Here is a 25,873-nt window from a genome sequence, read left to right as displayed (position 1 = left end):
GCTCATTTTTTTACCGGAATTTCCCGTACCCCCACTTGTTTCGCCCAAACCTCGTACTCCGCCTTCAGTACTTCCACTTTTTCACTGGCTTGTGGCGCCAAGTTTACACTTTCGCTGGGGTCGGCGCTCAGGTCGTAGAGTTCCCAGTCCTCATCGCCGTGCTCTTTGACCAGCTTCCAGTGGCCATGACGGAGGGCTTTGTTACCGATGTGCTCCCAAAACAAGGAGCGGGTTTTGGGCTTTTTGGCCTTCCAAAAATGGCTCAGACTTTGGCCAGGCAGCTCTTTGGGGATGGGAACCTGCGCCAGTTCCAGGCTAGTGGGCAGCAGGTCAATTACGTGGCCGGGGGTGTTCTGATAGCCAGTCCGGGGCTTGATTTTGGCTGGCCAATGCATAATGAAGGGGCTGATGATGCCACCTTCGTGCATGTAACTCTTGTACAGTTTGAAGGGGGTATTGGACACATTGGCCCAGGGGGCATCGTAGGTGCCGTAAGAGCCGCGCTCGCCTATCCTTTTGCCAGGTTCGCCCAGTTTTCGATCGTCGACATTCTCAGAGGTGCCGCCATTGTCCGACAAAAATACAATCAGGGTATTGTCCAACTCCTGTCGGGCTTCCAGGGTCTGGATCAGTTTGCCAATGTTTTGATCCATGCGGTCGATCATGGCGGCGTACACGGCCATTTTTCTGGCCCAGTTCTTTTTGTCGCTGATGCTGTTCCAGTCAGGAATGTCAGCAGGCCGGGGGCTGAGTTGGTAGCGTTTGTCCAATAGCCCGAGTGCTTGCATTTTGGCAAAACGTTGTTGCCGCAGTACGTCCCAACCTTGCAGGTAGAGGGCTTCGTATTTGGCAATGTCGCTCTCGTAAGCATGCAGCGGAAAGTGGGGCGCGGTATAGGCCAGGTACAAAAAGAAAGGCTTCGACTGCGGTGCCTGCCCCTGGATGAACTCAATGGCTTTGTCCGTAAACGCATCCGTGGCGTAGTAACCCTCCTTCGGGAGCACGTATTCCTGATCCTGCAAAACCATGTAGCGCTTGCGCTTCTCGGGCAAAACTTCAAAAAAACTCGACGCTCCGGAAATGAGGCCGAAATATTTGTCAAAACCCCGTTTCAGCGGCCAGTGCTCCGGGCGCTCACCGACGTGCCACTTGCCCGTCATGTAGGTACTGTACCCCGCCTGGCGGAGGTGCTCGGCGATGGTGGGGGTGTTGGGGTCTAAAAAGCCCTGATACGGCCCAGGACTTATTTTTTGGTCATCAAACGACACCATATTGCCCATTCCTGCTGAATGGGGATATTGCCCGGTCAGGAGCGCCGTTCGGGTGGGGCAGCAGCGCCCGGCATTGTAAAAATTGCGCAGCTTGAGGCCATTGGCAGCCAGTTTGTCGAGGTTGGGGGTTTTGGCTTCGCCGCCGTAGCAGCCGATGTCTGAGTAACCCAGGTCGTCGGCCATGATGAAGATGATGTTGGGGCGCGAATCGCTCGTTTCCAACTTGTATCCGAACCATAGACTACTGAGCGCAAACAGGCCCCAAAAAATGCTTCGTGTTTTTTTATGGCTCATGATCATAAGATTGCTGCGCTTACTGCTGTCCATTGAAGACGGCTCTGCTGAAAAGCACCCTTAAGCCGGAAGAATCATTTACCCTCCACTTTTTTCAAGGCAAGCGCATTGATGCAGTACCGCAGCCCACTTGGCTGTGGGCCATCCTGAAAAACGTGCCCCAGATGGGCATCGCAGGTATTACAAAGCGTTTCGATGCGGTACATGCCAAATCCACGGTCTTTGTGGTAGCTGATCGCATTTTCCCGAATCGCTTGGGTGAAAGAAGGCCAACCCGTGCCACTTTCGTACTTTTCAGCCGAATCAAACAGCAAGCTGTCGCAGCACACACAAGCATAAACCCCGGGCTCGAACAGGCTGCACATTTCAGAACTGAAGGCGCGTTCGGTTCCTTTTAGCCGGGTAATCCGAAAGGCTTCCTCGCTCAGCAGGTTTTTCCATTCTGCTTCACTTTTTTCGACGCGCTGATCCGGCGCGGGGTTGCCATTGTTGGCAAATCTTAAGACATTCAGCCAATTGAGCATACTAATTTGGTTTTTATACTGCTATTCTGCAAACGAAATCTGCCCGAGTTCCCGCATTTTGAGCTCCAGACGAAGCAAGGCATTGTTGGGATCTGAACCAAAAATGGAATACACCACTGTACTGTCCTTGTCCACTAAAATCCAGTGCGGGGTTCCTCCGGCACCGTAATTCAAAAACGTGGTGTCGTAGTTTTTGTCTTTGAAAAAAGGGAAACGGATCGCGAATTCCTTCCGCGCTTTGGCGAATTTTTCAGTAGAAACATCCAGGGACTCAAAATTGGTGTGGATGCCCAATACCTGAATTTGATCGCCCAATTCGTACACCATCCGATTGGCGTAGGGAATGGCCCGCCCCAAACAACCCGGACAACCGAGGCTGAAGAACAAGATCAGCAGGGGCTTACCCAAAAATGCTTCCTTCTGAGGGGGCTCTTCCTCAAAAATCTTTTCCAGCGACCAATCGGGCAGCGGCGCCCCAACGCGGAGTAAACTTAGATCTAATCGATTGTGCATGCATTAATAACGTTTTGGCGGGCGGGTGGTTGATGTAGAGGGTGGAAAGAAACCGAGTGCTTGGGGAAGCTAGAGGCGGTTTGTTCTATTTTGGGGGCAACAGGGGAGGCTGAACTGAGGTACAAGGAAAGGTGGTTTTTGCTACCCAATCAGCCAGAACGGGGGTAAAAATGGTGGTTTTGGCTGATTGGATCAAATTAAGCCTCAGAACCTACTGGCGTGTCGCTTTCGGTAGCCTCGGTCGTTGCTTCATCGTTGGTGTTGGAATCGGTCGAGTTGCCGCAGGAGCTTATCCACAATAGGCTGCAAAAAGCGAGCAGGGTGAGCGTGAAATTCCAGGATTTAAACATATTTGAAAGGATTGATTGATGAAAAGCTACAAAATACTGCGTTTCCCAAATGTTTTCATTTTGGATTCGCAAATAAGCAGCTTATTTTAACCCCTGAAAAGCAAAAACCATCGAGCAATGTTTCAACACCTTAAAACACTTTGTCTACCGCTCCACTTCAAGCCCAACACCCAAAATCCGGCCCAGTGGCTCTTTTTCAGCAGTCTCTTTTTTATGCACCTGTCTCTCCCTGCCCAAAAGCCCATCGAGTTGTACAATCGGTACCAAAAAGGCTCGCTGCAGATGGTCAACGGCAAGCCAAGTCTAAGCACCCAGAGCAAGCCCATCTGGGCAATCGAAAAAATAGCCAATAGTGCCGAGGTGCGCATCAAACACCTCCCCACTGGCGGGTACCTGCACGCGGAAACCAATGCCCAAACTCCCAGCATTGGCACCATCCAACCCGGTTGGGAGAGCGCCAGGTGGCTGATTGAAGAAACCGACGAAGCTTTTTACCGCATCAAAAACAAGTGGCGGGGCACTTACCTACGCAACGAAACCGGGATAGTAGAATTGGGGGAATCTCAACCCGGCTGGTGGGGTGGCCAATGGCTTTATATGTCGCCAGCGGCGATGACCGCAACCACTACAGCAAATCCACCTTCGGGTCGATTAAAAGTTCGGGGGGTCTACATTGTGCCCAGTGGCCAGCAGGAAAAGCCTGGTGCCAAAGCCGCCATTGCCAGCATTTTGGCCATGATGCAATTGCACTTTTTGCAACAAATTGGGGTCACTTTTGAGTATGAGCCCGAGGTCGCCGTCATTCGCACCAATGCGGATGCGCCCGCAGCTTCGTCCTTGGACATTGCCCTTGAACTGGGTAAAAAAGCACTGAACAAGGATTACGAGGGGAATAAAAATATCCTGTTCACGGTGGTGGAAGGTGGTTTGGGCGGGCCCGCGTTTGGTACCCCGGGTATGGTCAGGATGCCCCAATCTTTTTGGGGGGATGTATACAACACCTACCTCAATCGACCAAATACCTTGGCTACAACTTTGGCGGGCTGGTCGCATGAGTTGGGGCACGCCTTGGGGCTGGAACATACCGGGGAAGAGACCAAGGCTTGCATGATGAAAAACTGCCGGGTAGACATGGGCACCTTGCCCTCCTTATTGATGCAACAAAGCAAAGCCTTTCCCGTGGTTTACGACTATCCCTTCCACAAGGATGAAATAAAAATGCTGCTGGATTCGACCTACTGCCAGGAATGTTTGATCGACCGGGGCAAGCGCCCTGCGGCGGCGCGTTACCTGCGTGTCCGGCAGGTGCAAGCCAATAATTTGGCGACTGCCGCCAATGTTACGATGCTGGAATATTATGGCAGTGGCGGTGCCAAAGGTGCTTTTGTGAAGCAGTCGAGTGGCGAATGGAAGGAGACCGACCTCTTGGGCAAGGCTAGCTTCACGTTTAAAGAAGTCCGCCGGGACCAAGCTGCGGTATACCTCGAAGATGCTTCGCGCAATATGGCGATCACGCTCAATTTGAGCACTCGAATGGTGCTGTACAACCTTATCAATCAAGGGAAGCCGCAGGCGTTGTATTCGATTTTGTGGGCAAAACGCGGTGGCTGATTTTCAATACAGTGGGTCTATAGCCGATTGTACGCCTGATCAAAATAAGCAAAGATTTTCTGCGTATGGTTGGTGGGAAAATGATACTCTGCTGGGCAGTTTTTTCACCACCTAAGAAACCTAAGACACTTAAGAAACACCTTAGCTGTTAAGACACCAAATAATGAAGTTTGGATATCCAAAGCAACTCCTCTCCACCCTTCTGCAACTTTCCTTCCAAATTCCCCAAAAAACGGGTACTTTTGCCTCCCGAAACCAACTTTTGACAGCAACATGCCGCGCTTTTCAACGCTTACCCAAGTTCAAGACGCCCTCCAGAGCGGAGCCACTACCCTGGTAGATCTGGTAGAGTATTACCTGTATAAAATTGAGGAAAACAGAGCACTTAACATTTACGTAGAAGTATTTGAAGAAGAAGCCCTGGAAAAAGCCCGGCAATTGGAACAAAAATACCGCGACAATCCGGCGCAACTAGGCCGGCTGTTCGGCGCAATTGTGTCCATCAAAGACGTGATTTGTTACCAAGGCCATACTGTTACAGCGGGTTCCAAAATCTTGAGTGGGTTCCAATCCCTGTTTTCCGCCACTGCCGTCGAACGCCTCCTTGCAGAAGATGCCATCATCATTGGGCGCACCAACTGCGACGAGTTCGCGATGGGTTCCACCAATGAAACCTCTTATTACGGCCCGGTGCGCAATGCTGCCGATCCAACCAAAGTACCTGGTGGATCATCGGGTGGCTCGGCGGTTTCGGTACAAGCCGATACCTGCCTTTTAGCCTTGGGTTCCGATACGGGAGGTTCTGTTCGCCAACCCGCTGCGCTCTGTGGGGTCATTGGTATGAAGCCTACTTATGGCCGGATTTCTCGCCATGGACTCCTGGCCTACGGCTCTTCCTTTGATCAAATCGGTATCCTTGCTCACAACGTGGACGATATCGCCCTGACCCTGGAAATCATCGCAGGTCAGGATGAGTTCGATGGAACCAGTAGCCAAAGCCCGGTTCCTGCTTATAGTCAACTACTGAATGCCAAAGGCCCGGTTAAAGTGGCCTATTTTGATACAGCGGTACACCACCCGAAGCTGGATTCGGGTATCCAGGCCCAATGCCTGCGCATGATCGATTGGCTGAAAGCCCAGGGGCATACTGTCGAAAGTGTACCTTTTGACTACCTCGATTACATCATTCCCGCTTATTACGTCTTGACTACCGCTGAAGCCTCTTCCAACCTATCTCGTTACGACGGCATCCGCTTTGGCTACCGTAGCCCCAATGCCAAAAACTTGGAAGAAACGTACAAAAAATCGCGTTCAGAAGGTTTTGGCCAAGAGGTCAAACGCCGGATTATGCTGGGCGCTTTTGTGTTGAGCTCGGGCTATTACGATGCCTATTACACCAAGGCGCAGAAAGTTCGCCGCCTGATTACCGAACAAACCGACGCCATTTTTGCGGAATATGACTTTTTGTTGATGCCTGCTGCACCAACTCCAGCCTGGAACTTGGGAGAATCCCTGGAAGATCCCGTGGCGATGTATCTGGCGGATATTTTTACGGTACAAGCCAATATGGTAGGTATTCCTGGTATTGCCCTGCCCGTAGGTACCCATGAATCGGGCCTGCCCGTAGGTTTGCAGTTTATGGCCGGAAAACTCCAAGAAGCGGAACTCCTGGCATTTGCCAAACAAGTTTCGGAAAGCTATCCGCAACAATAGATTATTTGATAATTATTTCTATATTTCACTCGTCATTTGACTTGTGTATGAAACGCTGTGGCCGTCACTTCAATTCAGGAGTTGGCCAGTAATCCATACACAAGTTACCCATCCTAATAACCGTAAAACATCTTGCGATGAAAAAGTTACTATTGCTTTTGGTGCTTTGTTTTGTTGCCTTTCAATTCCAGGCACAAGCGCAAAGCGGAATGAGCGAAAAAGAGAAAAAAGAAGCATCCAAGGCCACCGCTGACGCCAAAAAGGACGCTGCTAAAGAAAAGGAGGACGCAGCGAGGTTAGCTGCCGAAGAAAAAGAGGATGCAGCAAAGGCTAAAGCTGATGCGGCCAAAGAAGCGGCGAAAGTCAAAGCAGACGCAGCGAAAGAAGCCTCAAAAAACAAAGCGCTAACTGCTAAAGAAAAAGAGAAAGCGAAGAAAGAAGCGGTGAAAGCCAAAGAAAAAGCGAAAAAAGAAGCGGCCAAAGCCAAAGCTATAGCAGCCAAGGAAAAAGACAACGCTAAAAGGGATGCCGCCGATGAAAAGGAAGATGCCAAAAGAGAAGCCGAAAAAGTGAAGGCAATGGAGATGAAGGCGAAGGAGAAAGCGGCTAAGGAGGCAAAGAAAAACAGATAAAAAAAGGGCTATCTCATTTTCTATTACATGGGATAGCCTTTTTAGCCTTTTAAGTATTCATAGAAATAAAATGGTCTTTGTAACATTCCCTACGGTAAACTCGTCTGATTTTTTAGCTCAACAAAAGTTTTTCCCGTAAAATACACCACGATACTTATTAGTTTACCTTAAGTACCAACCTATTGCCTATGAATACCCTTGTCAATTGTGCCGTGGGAACCCTGAGTGTTTATACTCCCAGCGCGTCCAAACCCTGGGATCGCCATCGGGCGCAGCACCTGTTTCGCCGCATGGGTTTTGGGGCCAAGCCCACTGAAATCGAAGCAGCGCTCAAGCGCAAACCCGCTGAATTGGTGGATGAACTGATCAGCGGCGCCTTCAACCTTGCCCTACCTCCAGCACCAACCTGGGCGAATATGCAATACAGCGATTACCAAAACTTCGACCAACAAATTGGCCCGCAGTACATCGAATGGACTACCCGCTGGATGCGTGACATGTACAAAAATGGGTTTCGGGAAAAATTGGCGCTGTTTTGGCACAACCACTTTGTCACACAGGCTGAAATTTATGCGTGCCCTTCCTACTTGTATGCTTACCACAAAATTTTGCAGCAATTTTGCCTGGGTGACTTTAAGGCTTTTGTCAAAGCCATTGGCACTACGCCTGCGATGCTGATTTATTTAAACGGGGTACAAAACAACCGCTTTGCCCCCAATGAAAACTACGCCCGCGAGTTGTACGAATTGTTTACCCTGGGGCGCGACAATGGCTATACCCAGCAAGACATTGTGGAAAGTGCCCGGGCGCTGACTGGCTGGAATGGCTTTACCGCCATTTGTGCCCCAATTGGATTCACCAACCTGGGCTTTGATCCGGGCAACAAAACCATTTTTGGCAAAACGGCCGCTTTCAATTACGACACGCTCCACGACCTACTCTTTCAGGAGCGGGCGGTACAAATTTCGACCTACATTTGCCGCAAAATTTACCGCCATTTTGTACATCCTGAGGCTGATGAGACCATTGTGGCAGGCTTGGCCAAAACCTTCCGGGACAACAACTTCCAAATCTCCTCGGTCTTCCGCCAACTCCTCAAAAGTGAACATTTTTTTGACGAGGAAGTCATTGGCACCATCATCAAAAGCCCCATCGATATGATGGTTAGCTTTTTCCGGCAAGGCGGCTTCGCTTTTGAGGTACAAGAAACCACGCTGGGAGTGGTGTATCTGGCAGGGGAATTGGGACAACAAATTTTCCAACCCGTCGATGTAGCGGGCTGGCCGGGCAACCGCACCTGGTTATCAAGTGCAACCCTGACTGGGCGCTGGGCCTCAATGGATTTTGGTTTGTACGGCTTGTACAATGCCGAGCCTGAAACTTATCGTGAACTGGCCAAAGCGCTCAGCCCCAAACACAACGATCCGATAATCACCGCCCGGGCCATTGTAGATTTTTGGCTGCCCCGAGGGTTGTTCCGCGAAGCCGATTACGAATCGGCTATCAAAACCTTCAAATGGGAAGTACCCGAGACTTATTATACCAGCGGTTCCTGGAATCTGGAATGGGAATACGTACCAGCACAAGTCGCCTTGTTGATCCAGCACATTTCGCGTTTGCCCGAGTTTCAATTGACCTAAGCGTTTGTTTAAATCTCTAAAAAACGAATTCACATGTTCAATCATAAAAAAGGCATTTCGCTGAACGACCCGCAGGCGCATGCCCTTTCTCACGAAGCCTGGAACCGCCGCACCTTCCTGCGTATGTTGGGACTGAGTGGCGCTGGCTCTATCTTGCTGGGTGGCAGTCCGATTACGGCCCTGGCCAGTTCCAAACTGGCCGCCCTGATCAGTTCGATGGAAGGCGACCGCATTTTGGTGCTCATCCGTTTGAAAGGTGGAAATGATGGCCTCAATACGATCATTCCGGTGTTTGATTACAGCACCTACAAAACCCTGCGCCCCGGAATCGCCATTCCCAACAACCAGATCATCAACCTCAATCCCTCCTTTGGCATTCAAAGCCGCATGGGTGCACTGGAAAAAATGTGGAAAGATGGAGATATGAAAGTAGTGCACAGCGTGGGGTATCCTGAACAAAACCTCTCGCATTTCCGCTCTTCCGATATTTGGGCGACAAGCAGTGACACACAAGTCCTGGAAACCAGCGGCTGGTTGGGCCGTTGGCTGGAAGATGTCAACCCGGATTACCTGACCAAGCCGCCCAAAATGCCCCCGGCCATACAAATTGGTGGCGCGGGCAACCTAGCCTTTACCAATACCAAAAATGACAACATGGCGGTAGTGGTGAACGACCCGGAGGAGTTGGCCAGAATTGCCCAAAATGGCCGCTTGTACGACCCCACCGACGTGCCAGAATGTTATTACGGCGAACAGTTGAGCTACCTGCGTACCCTTACCAATGCGACCTTCACCTATGCTCAAGGAATTGAAACAGCTTACAAAGCAGGGAAAAATACCGTGCAATACCCCGCTAATCTGGGGGCACAACTGGCCCTGGTGGCTCGTTTGATTAAGGGAGGTTTGGGTACCCGTTTGTACATGGTTACCCTGGATGGATTTGACAACCACGCCGATCAAAACCAGAATCATCCAGCCTTACTAGAAAACATTGCGCAATCGGTGAGTCTTTTTTACCAGGACTTACAAGCCGGAGGCTGGGCGGATAAAGTACTATCGATGAGCATTTCTGAATTTGGTCGCCGCCCCGAGCAGAACGCCTCACAAGGTACCGATCACGGCGCTGCGTCACCTTTGATGTTGTTTGGCCCTGGGTTAAACGGCAATGGTTTTGTGGGTCAAAATCCCAACCTAAAAGACCTGGATCGCGATGGCAACCTAAAGTTTTCTACCGATTTCCGACAGATTTATGCCACCGTGCTGGAAAGTTGGTTGTGTATCGATGGGGCAGAGGTGGACAATGTGATGGGCCGGAAATTCAATCGACTGCCGGGGTTGGGGCTACAATGTTCGGTGAGTACAGGCACCAACGCCGTCCAAACGCGGCGACTTATGCTTAAAGTTAGCACTGGGCCGCGGGAATTACGTTTGCAATATGAGTTGCCGGAAAGTGGTAGTGTGCAACTGCGCATTGTGGGGATAACCGGGCAAGTGTTGCAGGAGCAAAGCCTGGGCTTGCAGATGGCGGGCGCGCAGCAAAGTGCGCTGAGGTTAAAAGAAAATATCTTGCCGGGGATTTACATCGTGCAGTTGGCGGCGGGGAATTGGATGGGAACGGAGAAGGTGTTTTTGCACTAGATACCCTAAGGTGTCCCTTTAGTGTCTTAGGTTTCTTAGGTGGTGAAAGAGTAGTTTTTTTTCACCACCTAAGAAACCTAAGACACTGAAGAATCACCTTAGAGGTATGCGCTCCGTTTACCGCATAAACACCGCGTTCCCCATCACCAGCTTTCCATTCTCCCAGAAAGCCCGAAACAGCGGGTTGTCCACCAAGTACACCACAGCACCTGCACCCTTTTGCTCCTGTGCAAACACCACGGTATTCTTTTGTTTTTCCTTCGCTTTTGCACCCGCAAATCCAGAAACCATCAATTGGCCACCCATGGTACCCACGTTGGCTGCCCCTTTGAGCGGTTGATAAGCGAGATCATTGGTTTTGAGGGAAAAATAAGTATCGGATAAGCCAAAGCCCAGCGGATGAGTATTGTCAATTTTCACCTTGAAAATCGCGCCCGGGATGTTGCTGCTTTGGGAGCGGCGTTCTTCGCCAGCGTGATCCAAGAAACGTGCGGCCAGGGTGGCTTCGTCCGCGGCGCGTTCGGCTTTTTTCTTGTCGTCCTCATTGGCAAAACGGGTGAGAGCAAAACCTTTGCGCTCTTGCAAACTGCCCAGGGCATCTCCAATGGCAATCAAACGGCCACCCGCGCTGACCCAGGTACTGATTTTTTCCAAAACCGCATCCGTCAAACGGTAACGGCCTTCGGGCATGATCAGGGTATTGTAGGCACTTAAGTCGAGGCGGTCGAGGCGATTGGCGTCCAGAACGGTATGTGGATACTGCAACTCCTGGTCAAAGTAATACCAGACCTGGCCAAATTCATTGTTGGAGGTTTGATCTCCGCTCAAAATGGCCACTTCGGGGCGTTGGATGAATGTGTAGTTGCTGGAACCAAAGTCGCTGCCGCTATCGGCAAAACCCGTACTTACGGTGCTCAATTCTTGGTCGAACTGGCGAGCTGCTGCTTCCACAATCTGGCGGTAGGCGGGCGACATTTTGCGGTTGTCTCCTTCCGAAATCACCAGTGTGCCCCGTCCGTAACTTTTGCCTTCCACACTAAAAGGCGACTGAGCATAACGCACCTTCACCCCTTTTTTCAAAATCGCTGCCAAAAACTTGACATTGGTGCTACTGCGCCAGGAGGCCAGGTAGGCGTAAGGTTTTGCGTTGGCGGGAATGGTGTTCGTTGTAAAAGTATAATTGCCATCGGGATCCAGGCGTTGGGTGCTGGCATAAGCTTCCAGGCCGTGGGCATAAGGCAGCGCCCAGGCGGTGATGTCGTAGGTTAAAGAGTCGACCAATTCAGCGGCTGGCTCCAGCAGGATTTGGGCCATGGCGCCCCTGGTTTGGTAAGCACTTACCACGAGGTCATTGGGTTCTACCTTCAGTGTAATGTTTTTGCCAGTCTGGTAATCGTAGGCATTCAAGCTGCTGGTTTTGCCCGCCTTGCCATATTTGACATGGTTGCGGTCGAGCAACTCGCAGAAGGTTTTGATGCGCTCCTTGGCGTTGGTCCCTTTGATCACAAAACTTTTGTACTGCCCCGGAGGATTGGTACGGGAACGTTGGAAGAAGTCGGCAAAATTTTTATTCAATTGAGCTGCATTTTTTGAAGCCGTTTCAATCGTGGCCAGAGAAGCGGTGTAATGGTGCATCACCCGATCCTTCAATGTTAGCGTGTCACCGTTGCGCAAAGTCATGGCCAGACCAGCCCCAATGCCCCCTTGCTCATAAGTCATCCCAATGGCGCCATTGTACATTGGGTAAGTATCGCCGTAGCTGGGGTAGAGTAGGTCGAACACTTCTTTGGTGAAGTACAACCAGCCTTCCTGGTCGAAGTATTTGGCGTTGTTTTTGCCAATTTGCACCTGAAAATCGCGCTGCCACTGGGTGATGTAGCGGTGGTAAGGCTGGGCTGCTGGCGCAAAGTAGTATGGGCTGTTGGGGCCTTGCTCGTGTACGTCGACGTGTACCTGAGGCATCCACTCGTTGTATTTGACGAGGCGTTGGCGGGTTTCTGTTTGGGTTTGCCAAGCCCAGTCGCGGTTGAGGTCAAAGTTGTAGTGGTTGACCCGGCCACCTGGCCAGGGCTCTTGGTGCTCCCGTGCGTTGGGACTTACGTTGGGGGAAGTGCCCACTACGTTGCGGTACCAGTGGGTGTAACGCGAGTTGCCATCCGGGTTGATGCAGGGATCAATGATGATCAGGGTATTGTTGAGCCAATCTTTGGTTGTGCGGTTTTGGGGATTGACCAGTTCGTACACCACTTTGAGGCAACTTTCGGCCCCGGCGGCTTCGTTGCCATGTACGGAGTAGCTCAACCAGACGATGCTGAGGTTGTCCAGACTGGAATCGGTATTGCCTTCCAGCAAACCTGCCCGGCGCAGGTTGTTTTGGCGGATGGCTTCCAGTTTGGCCAAATTGGCTTCGGTAGAAATGAATGCCAATTGCAGCGGGCGTTTTTGATTGGTATAGCCGTAGGGCTGCAGGATGATGTTTTTGCTATTGGCCGCTACGTGCTGGTAATAGCTGACCTGCATTTCATGGGGGGTGAAATGTTCACCCCATTTGTGGGGTAAAAACTGGTCGGGAGATTGTAGCTGCGCTTGCGATACCTGAAGAAGGGTAAAAAAACATAGGAGGACGAGAAGTGGTCTCATACGAATCTTGGATTTATTGGTTTGACGGTGAGGAGCAGTAATCTATGAATGAACTGGTCCTAAAATAAAGAAGACGCCTAGCTGTGGGGCAAAATAAGTGTTCATTTTTCCTGAGCCAAAGGATTAGATAAGGCACTTGAAGTGAACCGTTTACTTATCTAATCCTTTAGCAAAATGAACACTTATTTTTTATCGCCCCTAAGCAAAGCATTTTTCACTTTGTTTCTTAGTGTCTTCCTGGCTAAATATTAGAAATGACTGCTATTTTCCTTTTTTGGCTCAATACACACTCTCTACAATCTTCCGAATCGTAGGTGCATCGCCCATCGTATAGTAGTGTAAACAAGGCACTCCGGCGGCTTTGAGCTCTTTGGACTGCGCCGCACACCATTCCAGGCCCACTTGGCGCCGAGCCTCGGGCGTTTCAGCCTTGGAGAACTCTTTCACCAATGGCTCGGGCAAGTCGATGAAGAAATGCCGTGGAATGGAACTCAATTGGTATTGCTTGGTGATCGGTTTTAAACCCGGAACAATGGGAATGTTGATCCCCGCTGCCCGACAATTGGCTACGTACTCAAAGTAGTGCTTGTTGTCAAAAAACATCTGGGTGACGATGTAATTGGCTCCGGCGTCTACCTTGGCTTTGATCCAGGCCAGGTCGGATTCGATATTGGGGGCCTCGAAATGTTTTTCGGGGTACCCTGCAATGCCGATGCAGAAATTGGTGCGTTGCCCATTTTCGATGTTGGTATCGAGGTACTTGCCATGGTTCATGTCGTCAATTTGTTTGACCAACTCCAGGGAGTATTCATGGCCCCCAGGTTCGGCTTCAAACTTGGTGTCGAACTGCCGCGCGTCGCCGCGCAAAGCGAGTACGTTTTGCACATTGAGAAAATTGAGGTCAATGAGCGCGTCTTCGGTTTGCTCGCGGGTGAAGCCCCCACAAAGCAGGTGCGGCACGGCGTCTACCCCATAGCGGTTCATGATCGCGGCACAAATCCCTACAGTGCCAGGGCGTTTGCGGATGGCGACTTTTTCATAAAAACCCGCTGGGTTTTGTTTGTAGACGAATTCTTCGCGGTGATAAGTCACATCGATGAAGGGAGGTTTGAATTCCATGAGTGGATCCAGCCCTTTGAAGATGTCCTGCATGCTACCGCCCTTGAGCGGTGGAAGAATTTCAAAAGAAATGAGGGTTTGCCCCTGCGCTTTTTCGAAGTACTCGGTGACTTTCATCGATGGTACAAATGTCGGTGATGCTTGACGATACGGTCAATTAACAACGGAAACTTTATTTTGTTTCCGTTCTTTAGCGGGGCAAAACTAGGCAGGTTTGAGGGGAAATGCTAGGTTTCGGTAGAGTTTTTTACTCCATAATGGTTATGAACGCCATTATCCTTGCACTCTTCCAGCTTTTGCTTACCTTTAGCCCAGTACTTTACCTTCCGTACTTTGGGATATGTCGCTGGATACCATCAAGAAGCCAATCGATCAGGAACTCACCAAGTTTGAGCAACACTTCAAACAATCCATGCGCAGCTCAGTTCCGCTGCTGGACAAAATCACCTATTACATTGTGCGGCGCAAAGGCAAGCAGGTGCGGCCTATGTTTGTGTTTTTGGCAGCCAAGGTCTGTGGTGAAATCGGTGAACCCACCTACGTGGCGGCTTCTCTGATCGAACTCCTGCATACGGCCACCCTCGTACACGACGATGTGGTGGACGATTCAATGGAGCGCCGGAGCTTTTTTTCGGTGAATGCGTTGTGGAAAAATAAAATTGCGGTGCTGGTGGGCGACTTCCTGTTGTCACAGGGCCTGCTACTGGCTGTCCGCAATCAACAATTTCGAGTGCTGGAAATCGTCTCCAATGCGGTCAAAGCCATGAGTGAAGGTGAACTCCTGCAAATTGAAAAAGCCCGCCGCCTCGACATCAAGGAGGAAATTTATTACGAAATCATCCGCCAAAAAACGGCTTCGTTGATCTCATCGGCTTGCGAAGCGGGCGCTGCCTCTACCACCACGGACGATGACGCCATCGAACGCATGCGTATTTTTGGGGAAAAAATTGGCCTCGCCTTCCAAATCAAGGACGACCTCTTCGACTTTGGCACCGACGACGTAGGCAAACCCCTTGGCATCGACATCAAGGAAAAAAAGATGACCCTGCCCCTGATCTACGCGCTCAATCAGGCTGATGCCAGCACCCGCAGGCACATTATTGGTCTGGTGCGCCGCCACAACGAAAACCCCGAAAAGGTCAAAGAAGTGATTGACTTCGTGCGCCAAAGCGGCGGCATTCAGTACACCGAGCAGGTCATGCTGAAGTTTCGGCAGGAGGCTTTTGAGGTTTTGGAGGGGTTCCCGGAGTCGGAGTCGCGGACGGCGTTGAGGGAGTTGGTGATTTTTGTGACGGAAAGGAAGAAGTAGGGGGCTACCCACCAATGAATGCGGCATATTGCTCTCCTTCAAGTTCATAGCAGTCCAATTCGGACAATATTATTTGTAGATCGTCCATAATGTGAGAGTCTTGTGTCTGAACTTTGGGTGTGAGTGAAAAATAATCACCCCAATGGTAGTCCCAACCGTGCTCTACTTGAATGAATTGCCCAAAATCAGGCATTTGAGTGATTTTTTCGATCAAGGCTAAAACCACCTTCCTTAAATCGGTTACTTTAGTCCAGCCCTCATTGATTTGATCATAATTTTGTTCCCATTCTTCATTCGTGGCTTCAATTTGCATCTTTAGTTCAGCTATTCGCTGGCTATCTCCTGCTTCTTCCGCCAAATAAAGCTGATATTCTAACTCACCTACATTTGGAAGATAGTTAGCTGGGTAATTTCTAAAGATTTGTAAATCAAGGCTGAGTATTTTTTCTATTTGACCAAGTTCATTGTTTTTAAAATCCCGGGATTGGAACATAGCGAAGTTATAGCTTAAATGATACGGTCCCTTACTTTGAGTGCAGATCCAAATCTTGAATTGCTTTTTTTCATCTCTCGTTTTAGAAATTAATTGTACGTGGTAGCCCATTTTATTGATTTTTAATGTTTATAACCTCCATTTGGTAGAATATTCCCTCAAGATTGCTTATTTTTTAGTTGCTGTTTCAAGTTATCTGTTAGTACATACTTACCCGTTTTAGCTACCCCATGAAATTCCACTAAATTTAGCGTTTTTAGCATTTGAATATATCGTTGAACCATTCTACGAGATTTTCCGACTGCTCTCATGAGGTCGTGTAGAGTTGCTTCGCCTTGATTAATAATAATAGTGTTTATGACTTGTACTAGTACCTCTTTTACAGCGCCATTTACAGCGCCGTCTATAACGCCATTTGCAGCGCCATCCAGAATGCACTAATCAATCACACCTCCCCCAAAGACATCCCTTTCAACTCTACTTCATTTTTACCTCCACCAGCAGCGCTTTTTTTGTCAAATGATTTAGCACTACAATGTCAATTTAGGTTGAAGATTTTTTTCGTAACCGTAGTTACCGTAACCACGGTTACGAAAAAATCAGCAGGCTTTTTACAGAAAATAGTGCTGTTCTTAGCCACTTATGAGTACTTATGGTTCATTTCAATCCTCCCTCAATTTTCCAGGCAACCGCTTTTTATCAATCCAATCCACGAAAGTATTGGAGTACACCCAATTTCCTCGGGACCTTAGTTTGAGTCGGCATAAGGTTTTATAATCTCCCTGGTAGCGCATGAGTTTGGCGACTAATACCCAGCCGGGTTCCAAAACAATATCCCGATGGCCAGTACCACAGGCATATTCAAGGAGGTTCTCAATATCCACCCATTCACCGGCCGGGTTTTGAGCTTGTCGTACGGTTCGCCACATTTCACTGAAAATGCCCATTTGAATGAGTGAGTCGGAATGATTCTTTACAATTATTGGGAAAGCGCTGTAATGGCGAATAGAATCCAAAATTGGGTCATTATCTGGGTATTTTGAAAAATGGCCGTAGGCGGATCGATGAGCCAGATCCATGGCCGTGTCGACAAAAATGGTCAATAACTTTTCAAATGACATTGCCCAGTTTCTGAGCGGCCCATAATCTCTAGGCTGGGCACCCCGATGTCTGGGGATGGGATATTGTCGCAGCACAAAGCTATCTGTTGCTTCTCCGATGTAGAAAATAGGATAATAAGCCATCTTGTTTTCAAGGCTATAAAAATAGAACTTTTTAACAAGGGCAGTTGAATCGATGAGTACCAAATCTCCGTTTTGCTGTACGTTGAGCACGGCTTTGTAAGGCTCTTTGCCCTCCAAAAGCATGCATAGCAATAGTGGAAAACAAATGTTCAGGTTCAGGATCGTTTGCATAAGTTGTCCATTTATCCAACAACCCTCACCAACCTAGAATCCCACAAAAGCGGCATTTTTTTACACAAAGGACACCAAGGCAGCACAAAGGTCACAAAGTTAGATGTTGACGACGCTTTGTTTGGTGTGCTTTGTGCTCATTGATTCCGAAATTTCATGAATAACCACAACTCACCTCAACAACCCAATCGCCCTTTCCAAAATACTATCCACCCCCTTTGCCTCATCCGCCGGATCCAAATCCACTTTCACATCTGGCACCACTCCGTTTTCAATCTGTTGATTGTCCGGGGTGAGCAACAAGGTGGTAGAAAAGGTATAAGTCCAGCCATTCAACAATTGCCCGGAGTAGGGTGCACCGCCGCCGCCGCCCGTTTGGTCGCCCAGAATGGTTACATTGTTGAGGGTAGACATGGCGGAGGTAAAAAAATTAGCCGCGCTGTAGACCTTGCGGTTGGTCAGTACGATGATTTTGCCAAGGTACTTGTTGTTGCTTTCGGAGGGTTTGATCAGATAGGGGAAAAACTTGCTGAAATCATCGCGTTCGGGGCCGATTTTGTAGCGCACTGCACCCACTTTGGTTTCAATGTCCACAAAACGGGTCATGATCGCATCCACGTTGCCCAGGCTGCCGCCCGTATTGTCACGGATGTCGATGATCCAACCTTTGGCTTTGCCGTAATATTTGAACAACTCAGTCATGGATTCCCCTGAGACCGCATCGCTAAAACTCGAATACCGAATGTACGCCACCGTACTATCGGCCAGCCACTGCGTTCTAAAAGGCAGGATGATGCGGCGGTTTTCCTGCAGGTAATTGCGGTCAATGATGTTGGCATTGTAATTGGGTGGGTAATTGAAATACCAGCTGCGGTTGCTGGCCGCATTGAAGGGGGCAATCAGGGCTACATGCCCATCTTTCAGCTCATTGAGCATGGCGTTGAGCACGTTGAAGAGGGTTTCATCCGTGGTTTTTTCGTTGACCTGGGGGCGGTATTTCTGGTAAATCGCCTGCCAATCGATGTTTTTGTACTCAAAAAAAGTGTACTTGGCATTCACTTCCCGCCAGAGCAGTTCAAAATTTTCAACGGGATTATCGGTCGGGTCCGGCTCGATGAGCAACTCCGAACAAGCCGAAAAACTGAGGAAGAACCCGAGAAGCAACAGTACAGGGTATGATTGTTTGATGCTCATGGTGATTAGTATTTGAGGATTCTGGAAAAGGTAATGGTTTGGATCGCCGACTGCAAGGCATTAGACTGACTAAACTGGTCATACTGGAAGGTGTAGCTGATGCGGTAGGGAACGCGCTCGATCACCTGTTTTTTGCGCTTGCGGTTGCGGTACAAGTCCAGGCTGGCCTTGTAGATCCAGCCAAAGCGGCGGTTCAGGGTGCCGAATTGGAATACACTCACTTCAGAATCGGTTTCACCCAGGATTGGCCCAGTAAACGTATACAGCGGTCGTACAAAACCACTCGCCAAGGGTACACTCAATTGCTGGGTCAGGATAAACTCGCGGCGGCCCGGTTTAAATTTGTAGGCTAATCGCCCAGTAACGCCCAGGTCTAAACCCGCATCGTACCCCAAAACATTGTTCACATTTTGCAGGGCGAAGCGCATATTACCAAAACCCTGTGCCCATGGCCCCACATAACCTTGCCAGCCCTTTTTTTCCAAAACTGGAAACTGCCAACTGTACTGTCCCGAAAAATTGAGCAGCATGAGGTTGAACTCAGCCGCTGGATCAATGGCAATCCCGGCAAACATACCAGTGCTGGACTCCTTCAAGGCTTGTGGGGTGTAATGCAAGCGGTTGTAGCCTATCTTGAAGCCACTACCGACCAGCCGCAAGGGCGAAACAAAAGCATCGCGTAGCATAATCGACCCAAATTCCACCGTCCGCAATCGGTAATCAGCATAAGCCTCGGTGTGTGTGGGATCTACTTCAATTTTTTCCAACAAAGGTGTTCTAAAAGCTGCGCTTTTTTCTTCCTGAGCGTTGAGCGACTGTATCAACAGAAGCATTATACCCCAGATAGTGCAAATAATGGTCAGGGTTTTGGATTTAAACATGTTGTCAATGTAAATTTTAGGTTAATATTTAATCAACAGTTCTAAAACGTAAACAAGTGCATTTTGGTCGTACAAAATTAGTGCTATATTTCGGCGATTTTGTACATCAGCTGTCAATGCTAAATATTGACCTCTAATTCAGACACATGAACACTTTTGACTTGTCCGCTCTAAGCACTGGGGGTGCCATTTTGCTGATCGCCTTCATCCTTGCTGTATTGGCCTTTGAGTTTGTCAATGGGTTTCACGATACAGCGAATGCGGTGGCTACAGTGATTTATACCCATTCGCTCAAACCTAATGTTGCAGTGGTTTGGTCAGGGATATGGAATTTCATTGGCGTCATTCGCGGTGGAATTGGCGTAGCAGTAGGAATCATTGTACTTCTTCCTGTCAATGACATGATGAATATGTCTATTGGTGAAAGTGGGAGCATCATTGCAGCAGTATTGTTGGCTGCAATATTTTGGAATTTAGGTACATGGTATCTTGGTATACCTTGCTCTAGCTCGCACACCTTAATTGGGGCTTTGATAGGGGTAGGGATAGTTTTCTTTTGGCAACATGGGGGCGAAGGGGTGAATTGGGGTAAAGCACGAGACATTGCTATTTCACTTTTATTCTCGCCACTATTTGGATGTTTCTCTGCGCTTTTTTTAATGTGGTTTTTATCTAAACTTGTTAAAAATAAAGCCATTTTCCAGGAACCAGAAGGAGGAAAAGCTCCTCCCCTTTGGATTCGGATTATTCTGATATTGACCTGTACGGCAGTAAGTTATTCACATGGCTCAAACGATGGGCAAAAAGGGGTTGGTCTCTTTATGATTGTACTGATGATTTTTTTACCTGCTCAATTTGCTTTACACAAGAGCTTTAATGCGGATGTTGTATTTTCAAAAATAAGCAAAATTGAAAAAACGGTCTCAGCAACCGAAGCGCGGATAGGGGAAAATCAAGCCGCGGAAGAAGTCTTAGAATCCATAGGGAAACTTAAGCCAATGCTGACTGCAAGCACCATCAATGCTCCATTGATCCGCAAAGAGTTGCAACGCATGAACAAGTTTTTGAAGGAAACCACAGGTGATAAACCCTTCTTTAATGCGCAGGATAAAGAAGAGATCAAAGCCTCCGTCAAGAATGTTGCAACTTATTATGAGTTTGCGCCTTTTTGGGTGATCTTTTTGATCTCCTTGTCTTTAGGCATTGGGACCATGGTTGGTTGGAAGCGAATTGTTGTAACTATTGGTGAAAAAATTGGGAAGTCGCACCTTACTTATGCTCAAGGAGCTACCGCAGAAATCATTGCTGCATTCACCATTACATTAAGCACCTATTTTCATGCACCTGTAAGTACAACTCACGTGCTATCCTCGGCGGTTGCTGGTACGATGATTGCTAAAGACGGCACCAAAAACCTCCAACGCTCCACGCTCATCAATATCCTTACCGCTTGGGTACTTACCTTGCCTGTGACGATTGTTGTTTCTGGTGGCCTTTATTATCTGTTTTCTGCAATCTTTGGATAGGTGAAGCGAAAAACGAAAAGTGAAAAGCGAATAGCAGGTACACCATTTGGATTCCACCGCATAGTTTTTCACTTTTCACTTTTCACTTTACCCCACAATCCCCTCCGTTATCCCACCCTCATGGTGTTGGTTATCCAAAATTTGTTTTGGGGAAACCGGTTCGGTAGCCAGGGCTTTGATGATGTCGTAAGTAGTCAGGATACCAATCAGTTCATCATTTTCTACTACAGGGATAGCATGAAAACGATTGACTAAAAAGATTTCCAGAGCCACATTGATGCGGTCATCAGGGCTCAATTTGGCCAAACCTTTGGTCATTATTTCTTCAGCGGAGTAAGAACGTAGTCTTGCATAGTTTATAAAACGGTCTTCTTCATTGGGCGAAAACCCCTGCATAAAATGCATGAAGTCCGTTTTGCTGATGATGCCAATCAACTCCTTGTAGCGTACTACCGGAATGTGGTGGATATTGTGATCGTCAAAAATATCTTTGACAAGACTGAGTTTGTCAGAAGGAGCAACGGTGATCAAGTGGCTGCTCATGATGTTTTTAACGGGTGCCAGGACGTTCATAATCAGGAAATTTGTGAATTAATACCGCTAAATTACCCGCTAAAAAAAACCAATGCATTGATTATACTCAATCCATTGAAGTGATTTTGGTCAATTGGTTTACCAAGTTTTGATAAAAAAGGAAGCAGCATACAACCCAAGATTCCCTCCTGGCCTCTATATCCTCAGAACAATCTTTTTTTGCGTGATAAAAAGGTGGAGTTAAAAAGACAATTTTTTAAAACCTTTACCTAATGCAGCAAAAAAGGAATAATGACGTACTTTTGCGCTCGTTATTGAAAAAAGAAAGAACTGAGGACTAATGAGATACATTCAGTGTAGTATGCAGGCGCTTTTGCGCATCACCCGAAACAACATTTTGCTCCTTGTTGTGGCCATGTTACCCCTGAGTCTGTTGGCCCAGGAAGTCCGCGACAGCTTGCCCGTCGTTGATTATTCCACCCCCGCCAATTTTGAAATTGGCGGTGTGCGGGTCACGGGCGCTCAATTCAGCGATGCCAATGCCATCACCAGTATTTCTGGGCTGAAAGTCGGGGATAAGATCCGCATTCCTGGCCCCAGTATCCCTAAAGCCATCAAAGCGCTGCTCCAATTGCGCTTGTTCACCAACGTGCAAATCCTTCAGGAAAAAACCATCGGCGACGTGGTTTTCCTCGAAATTCAGGTGCAAGAGCGCCCGCGTTTGTCCTTGTATAGCTACAAAGGAGTAGGCAAAGGCCAACACGAAACCCTTAATGAAATTGTGAACCAACACATCACCAAAGGGGGGATTGTGACCGAAAACATGAAATCCAACGCCGCCCGTGGTTTGGAAAAAAACTTCATCAAAAAGGGCTGGCTGGATGTTCACGTTGATGTACAGGAGACGGCCGATACTGCCCGTTTGAACTCGGTCAAATTGATTTTTGACATCAACCTTGAAGAAAAAGTAAGAATCAAGGACATTTCTTTTGTCGGCGTCACCAACGTCAATGAGAAGAAGTTGTTGAAAAAAATGGACAAAACCAAGGAGAAAAAACGCTTCCTGGCGGGATCCAAATTCATCGGCGACGAATACGCTGACGACAAAAAAGAAATCGTCAAATACTTCAATACAGTAGGTTACCGCGACGCCCGCATCATCAGCGACAGCATGTGGCGCGACGACAAAGGGGAGATGCACATCCAACTGAAAGTCAACGAAGGCAATCGGTATTACTTCCGCAACTTGACCTGGAAAGGGAACTCCATTTACGGCAATGAGCAGTTGGATCAAATCCTGGCCATTAAAAAAGGCGATGTGTACAACAACGAACTCCTTGAAAATCGCCTGCGCTTCAGCCAGGATGGTCGCGATGTGAGTACCCTGTACATGGACAATGGGTATTTGTTCTTTAACGTAGAACCTACCGAGGTATCTGTTGAAAATGACTCCATTGACCTCGAACTCCGTGTTTTTGAAGGCCCACAGGCCACCATCGATAAAGTCATCATCAAAGGCAACGACCGGACCCACGAGCACGTAATCCGGCGCGAATTGCGCACTTTGCCCGGTGAAAAGTTCAGCCGCTCCGAAATCATCCGCTCACAGCGGCAGATTTTGGCCCTAAACTACTTTAACCCTGAAAAACTGGGCATCAATACCCCGGTAAACGCAGAACGGGGTACCGTAGACATCGAATACGCCGTGGAAGAACGCCCTGCCGACCAATTGGAACTCTCCGCAGGTTGGGGTGGTGCCCGGCGCGTGATTGGTACCCTGGGGGTATCCTTTAACAACTTCTCGATGCGCAACGTCTTCAACAAAGAAGCCTGGCGCCCACTGCCTACCGGGGACGGCCAACGCCTTTCCATCCGGGCACAAACCAACGGGCAATTTTACCAGTCGTACAACGTATCCTTTACCGAACCCTGGCTTGGGGGCAAAAGGCCCAATTCTTTCACCATGGGTGGCTTCTTCAACCGCTTTGCTTACCCGATCTTTGATGGCACTGGTGGCAGCCAAAGTTTGAACATCGTGCAAGGTTCAGTGAGTTTGGGTACCCGCTTGAAGTGGCCCGACGACAACTTTGTATCCAGCACCACGGTCAACATCCAGTCGCTGCGCTTGAACCAATGGACGCAAGGTTTGTTCCGTACCGACCAGGGGGAAATTGTCTCCACGGGTAACTTCAATAACTTCAGTATTCGCCAAAACATCGTGCGTTCTACCGTCAACGATCCTACCTTCCCCAAAGATGGTTCCAATATTTCTTTGATCATCCAGGCTACCCCACCTTATTCTTTGTTTGGCAACAAAGACAAAAACTATGGTGAACTTTCCGCCAACGAGCGTTTCCGCTATCTGGAATACCACAAATGGCGTTTTGACGTAGACTGGTACACCACCATTGTGGGCAAACTGGTGCTCAAAACCTCCTCTCGCATCGGTATCCTGGGCTTTTACAACCGTAAAATTGGTACTTCGCCTTTCGAACGCTTCCAGGTGGGTGGTGATGGTTTGAACAACCAACAATTCGGTTTCCAGGGGGTTGACATCATTTCCTCACGGGGTTATGAAATCGCCGACTTCGAAAACAACGCCGATCCATCAGGCACTGGCCAGACGCCAACTCCAATTTTTAACAAATTCACCATGGAGTTGCGTTACCCCTTGTCGCTCAACCCCAGCTCAACGATCTACGTACACACCTTTTTACAGGGAACCAACACCTGGAAAAGCCTGCGCGACTACAACCCCTTCGACCTGAAACGTTCGGCGGGTGTAGGTCTGCGGGTATTCCTACCGATGTTTGGTATCCTTGGTTTCGACTATGGTCTGGGCTTCGACAAACCCAACGTAACGAACCTGTTTGCTAAAGGTGTTGCAAACTTTAACATTGTACTTGGGTTCGAACCAGAGTAGTAGAGACGCACGGCTGTGCGTCTTCAGATGATATACGCTTTACTGGTTAAGAGACGCACGGCCGTGCGTCTCTACCTTCAACCCGCCCCCATGCTTTCAGTTGACCTCAACTGCGATCTCGGCGAGGGGTATCCTGCCGACGCCGCCTTAATGCCACTCATCACCTCGGCCAACATCGCCTGTGGCTACCATGCCGGGGATAAAGACACCATGCGGCGCACTATTGGGTTGGCGCTGGAACATGGAGTCGCCATCGGTGCCCATCCGGGTTTTGAGGACAAAGTTAATTTTGGGCGTACAGCCATATCCCTTTCTCCTAGTGCGGTGTATCACCTGGTGCAGGAACAAATCCTGGACTTGGCCAATTTGGCCTATGCTGAAGGCGCTTACCTGCAACACGTCAAACCACACGGGGCCTTGTACAACCTGGCAGCTCAATCCCTCGAGTGGGCATCGGCCATTGCCGAAGCGGTGCGGGATTTTAATGCTGATCTGCTTTTATTTGGGTTGAGTGGTAGTTTTTCCATCAAAGTTGCTCAGACCTTTGGGCTGCGCACGGCTAGCGAGGTTTTTGCCGACCGGAGTTATCAAGCCGATGGCTCTTTGACGCCACGCAACCAAGCTCATGCCTTGATTGAAGACTCCGAAGCCTGTATTGCGCAGGTGCTACAAATGGTGGAACAAAGGCAAGTCACCGCCCTTTCGGGACAAAAGGTGCCCTTGTGCGCGGATACGATCTGTCTCCATGGCGACGGTATCCACGCTATCTCCTTTGCGCAGGCCATTCGGCATGCATTGGAGGCAAAAAAAATCGTTATTCAAGCACCTTTCTGAAAGATAGGCTCAACTATTTCAAAATTTTGTTATTTTAATTAGTGTGAAATTCTCTGTAACTTACGCAGGGTAACCGAACTATTGTGAGTCCTTCAATGAAAATAATGATGAGCAACGAAGCATCATATTGGTATTTAGAAAACATTGACGTTACTGGTATTCTTTGCCCTCAGAAGATTCGCCGGGGAGATTTGGAAGCGCATTTTCACCGCTGCTACAAGCGGGGAGAATACATCTATTTGCCAGACGAAATGTCAGATCGGGTGTTTTTTCTCACGGATGGCCGGGTTAAAATTGGTACCTATGGCGACTCTGGCAAAGAGATCACCAAGGCCATCTTGGGCAAAGGAGACGTATTTGGCGAACTCTCGCTCATCGGTGAAGACCACCGCCGCGATTTCGCTTATACCATGGAAGAAGCGACGGTTTGTGTGGTCAATGTGGATGAAATGAAATTGCTGATGCGCGACCATACTTCCTTGGGTTTGTTCATCATGAAAATCATGGGCTCCCGGGTTCTGGAGATGGAAAAACGCCTGGAATCCCTGGTGTTTAAAGATTCCCGTACGCGGATTATTGAATATTTGTTGGAAAGTGCTGAGAAAAAAGGACGGCGGGTAGGTTTTGAAACCGAAGTACGCAAGTTCATCACCCACCAGGAAATTGCCAACCTTACCGCTACTTCACGCCAAACGGTAACCACCTTGCTCAATGACTTGCGCGATCGGAATATCCTGACCTTTGATCGACGGAGGTTGTTGATTCGAGACATGGATAAGTTGAAAGGGGAGACCTTGCCAGTAAGTTAGAGAGAAGATA

General features: G+C 48.8%; 21 protein-coding genes. 10 read left to right on the top strand and 11 right to left on the bottom strand.

Going from position 1 to position 25,873, the window contains the following annotated elements; genetic code table 11:
• Nucleotides 1–2: 2 nt before the first annotated feature.
• From ACEW9O_RS28635 to ACEW9O_RS28620, 4 genes are all read right to left on the bottom strand, one after another.
• Nucleotides 3–1,565, bottom strand: coding sequence for an arylsulfatase (locus tag ACEW9O_RS28635; RefSeq protein WP_373553666.1), 1,563 nt, complete (start codon nucleotides 1,563–1,565; stop codon nucleotides 3–5).
• A 74-nt stretch (nucleotides 1,566–1,639) separates the two neighbouring features.
• Nucleotides 1,640–2,089 (bottom strand): peptide-methionine (R)-S-oxide reductase MsrB, encoded by a 450-nt coding sequence (gene msrB / locus ACEW9O_RS28630; protein WP_373553665.1) that lies wholly within the window; start codon nucleotides 2,087–2,089, stop codon nucleotides 1,640–1,642.
• A gap of 21 nt (nucleotides 2,090–2,110) precedes the next feature.
• Nucleotides 2,111–2,602, bottom strand: a complete 492-nt coding sequence (locus ACEW9O_RS28625; RefSeq protein ID WP_373553664.1) for a TlpA family protein disulfide reductase — start codon at nucleotides 2,600–2,602, stop codon at nucleotides 2,111–2,113.
• 197 nt (nucleotides 2,603–2,799) lie between these two features.
• A complete protein-coding gene (locus ACEW9O_RS28620) occupies nucleotides 2,800–2,952 on the bottom strand; it encodes a hypothetical protein (protein ID WP_373553663.1) in 153 nt (50 codons plus the stop codon).
• A 117-nt stretch (nucleotides 2,953–3,069) separates the two neighbouring features.
• Between ACEW9O_RS28620 and ACEW9O_RS28615 the strand changes: the two genes are divergently transcribed.
• From ACEW9O_RS28615 to ACEW9O_RS28595, 5 genes are all read left to right on the top strand, one after another.
• Nucleotides 3,070–4,563, top strand: coding sequence for a hypothetical protein (locus tag ACEW9O_RS28615; protein WP_373553662.1), 1,494 nt, complete (start codon nucleotides 3,070–3,072; stop codon nucleotides 4,561–4,563).
• A 273-nt stretch (nucleotides 4,564–4,836) separates the two neighbouring features.
• The gene (gene gatA / locus ACEW9O_RS28610) at nucleotides 4,837–6,276 is read left to right on the top strand and encodes an Asp-tRNA(Asn)/Glu-tRNA(Gln) amidotransferase subunit GatA (RefSeq protein WP_373553661.1); all 1,440 of its coding nucleotides are present in this window, start codon (nucleotides 4,837–4,839) and stop codon (nucleotides 6,274–6,276) included.
• A gap of 137 nt (nucleotides 6,277–6,413) precedes the next feature.
• A complete protein-coding gene (locus tag ACEW9O_RS28605; RefSeq protein ID WP_373553660.1) occupies nucleotides 6,414–6,908 on the top strand; it encodes a hypothetical protein in 495 nt (164 codons plus the stop codon).
• A gap of 188 nt (nucleotides 6,909–7,096) precedes the next feature.
• Nucleotides 7,097–8,548 carry a DUF1800 family protein gene (locus tag ACEW9O_RS28600; protein WP_373553659.1) on the top strand — a complete coding sequence of 484 codons (1,452 nt, stop codon included), beginning with the start codon at nucleotides 7,097–7,099 and terminating at the stop codon, nucleotides 8,546–8,548.
• Between the two features lie 33 nt (nucleotides 8,549–8,581).
• On the top strand, nucleotides 8,582–10,186 hold the full coding sequence (locus ACEW9O_RS28595; RefSeq protein WP_373553658.1) for a DUF1501 domain-containing protein: 1,605 nt from the start codon (nucleotides 8,582–8,584) through the stop codon (nucleotides 10,184–10,186).
• Between the two features lie 117 nt (nucleotides 10,187–10,303).
• Here the strand turns inward: ACEW9O_RS28595 and ACEW9O_RS28590 are convergent, their stop codons facing one another.
• Together ACEW9O_RS28590 and metF are read right to left on the bottom strand one after the other, a co-directional pair.
• Nucleotides 10,304–12,826 carry a M14 family metallopeptidase gene (locus ACEW9O_RS28590; protein WP_373553657.1) on the bottom strand — a complete coding sequence of 841 codons (2,523 nt, stop codon included), beginning with the start codon at nucleotides 12,824–12,826 and terminating at the stop codon, nucleotides 10,304–10,306.
• 279 nt (nucleotides 12,827–13,105) lie between these two features.
• Nucleotides 13,106–14,062: a methylenetetrahydrofolate reductase [NAD(P)H] gene (gene metF, locus ACEW9O_RS28585; protein ID WP_373553656.1), complete on the bottom strand. Its 957-nt coding sequence runs from the start codon at nucleotides 14,060–14,062 to the stop codon at nucleotides 13,106–13,108.
• A 223-nt stretch (nucleotides 14,063–14,285) separates the two neighbouring features.
• On the opposite strand from metF, the gene ACEW9O_RS28580 reads away from it, so the two are divergent.
• Nucleotides 14,286–15,254, top strand: a complete 969-nt coding sequence (locus tag ACEW9O_RS28580) for a polyprenyl synthetase family protein (protein ID WP_373553655.1) — start codon at nucleotides 14,286–14,288, stop codon at nucleotides 15,252–15,254.
• Nucleotides 15,255–15,258: 4 nt separating this feature from the next.
• Here ACEW9O_RS28580 and ACEW9O_RS28575 read toward each other — a convergent pair whose 3' ends face one another.
• The 4 genes from ACEW9O_RS28575 to ACEW9O_RS28560 all read right to left on the bottom strand — a co-directional run bounded on the left by ACEW9O_RS28575 (nucleotide 15,259) and on the right by ACEW9O_RS28560 (nucleotide 19,189).
• Nucleotides 15,259–15,858 (bottom strand): hypothetical protein, encoded by a 600-nt coding sequence (locus ACEW9O_RS28575; protein WP_373553654.1) that lies wholly within the window; start codon nucleotides 15,856–15,858, stop codon nucleotides 15,259–15,261.
• Between the two features lie 551 nt (nucleotides 15,859–16,409).
• On the bottom strand, nucleotides 16,410–17,162 hold the full coding sequence (locus ACEW9O_RS28570; protein WP_373553653.1) for a hypothetical protein: 753 nt from the start codon (nucleotides 17,160–17,162) through the stop codon (nucleotides 16,410–16,412).
• 171 nt (nucleotides 17,163–17,333) lie between these two features.
• Nucleotides 17,334–18,356 carry a S41 family peptidase gene (locus ACEW9O_RS28565; RefSeq protein ID WP_373553652.1) on the bottom strand — a complete coding sequence of 341 codons (1,023 nt, stop codon included), beginning with the start codon at nucleotides 18,354–18,356 and terminating at the stop codon, nucleotides 17,334–17,336.
• Nucleotides 18,357–18,361: 5 nt separating this feature from the next.
• Nucleotides 18,362–19,189, bottom strand: a complete 828-nt coding sequence (locus ACEW9O_RS28560; RefSeq protein WP_373553651.1) for a hypothetical protein — start codon at nucleotides 19,187–19,189, stop codon at nucleotides 18,362–18,364.
• 194 nt (nucleotides 19,190–19,383) lie between these two features.
• Between ACEW9O_RS28560 and ACEW9O_RS28555 the strand changes: the two genes are divergently transcribed.
• Complete coding sequence (locus ACEW9O_RS28555) at nucleotides 19,384–20,763, top strand: inorganic phosphate transporter (RefSeq protein ID WP_373553650.1); 1,380 nt, start codon at nucleotides 19,384–19,386, stop codon at nucleotides 20,761–20,763.
• Nucleotides 20,764–20,850: 87 nt separating this feature from the next.
• Here the strand turns inward: ACEW9O_RS28555 and ACEW9O_RS28550 are convergent, their stop codons facing one another.
• Nucleotides 20,851–21,336 carry a CBS domain-containing protein gene (locus tag ACEW9O_RS28550; RefSeq protein WP_373553649.1) on the bottom strand — a complete coding sequence of 162 codons (486 nt, stop codon included), beginning with the start codon at nucleotides 21,334–21,336 and terminating at the stop codon, nucleotides 20,851–20,853.
• Nucleotides 21,337–21,637: 301 nt separating this feature from the next.
• Between ACEW9O_RS28550 and ACEW9O_RS28545 the strand changes: the two genes are divergently transcribed.
• The 3 genes from ACEW9O_RS28545 (at nucleotide 21,638) to ACEW9O_RS28535 (ending at nucleotide 25,863) form a co-directional block, all read left to right on the top strand.
• Complete coding sequence (locus tag ACEW9O_RS28545; RefSeq protein WP_373553648.1) at nucleotides 21,638–24,220, top strand: outer membrane protein assembly factor; 2,583 nt, start codon at nucleotides 21,638–21,640, stop codon at nucleotides 24,218–24,220.
• A 90-nt stretch (nucleotides 24,221–24,310) separates the two neighbouring features.
• Nucleotides 24,311–25,054 carry a 5-oxoprolinase subunit PxpA gene (locus ACEW9O_RS28540; protein ID WP_373553647.1) on the top strand — a complete coding sequence of 248 codons (744 nt, stop codon included), beginning with the start codon at nucleotides 24,311–24,313 and terminating at the stop codon, nucleotides 25,052–25,054.
• A gap of 104 nt (nucleotides 25,055–25,158) precedes the next feature.
• Entirely contained in the window at nucleotides 25,159–25,863 is a 705-nt protein-coding gene (locus tag ACEW9O_RS28535) for a Crp/Fnr family transcriptional regulator (protein WP_373553646.1), read from the top strand.
• Nucleotides 25,864–25,873: the final 10 nt, after the last annotated feature.

Source organism: Haliscomenobacter sp., assembly GCF_041740695.1.
Classification (GTDB): Bacteria; Bacteroidota; Bacteroidia; order Chitinophagales; family Saprospiraceae; genus Haliscomenobacter.
Note: the sequence above shows the minus strand (reverse complement) of the source record. Positions and strands in the feature narration are given on the sequence as shown.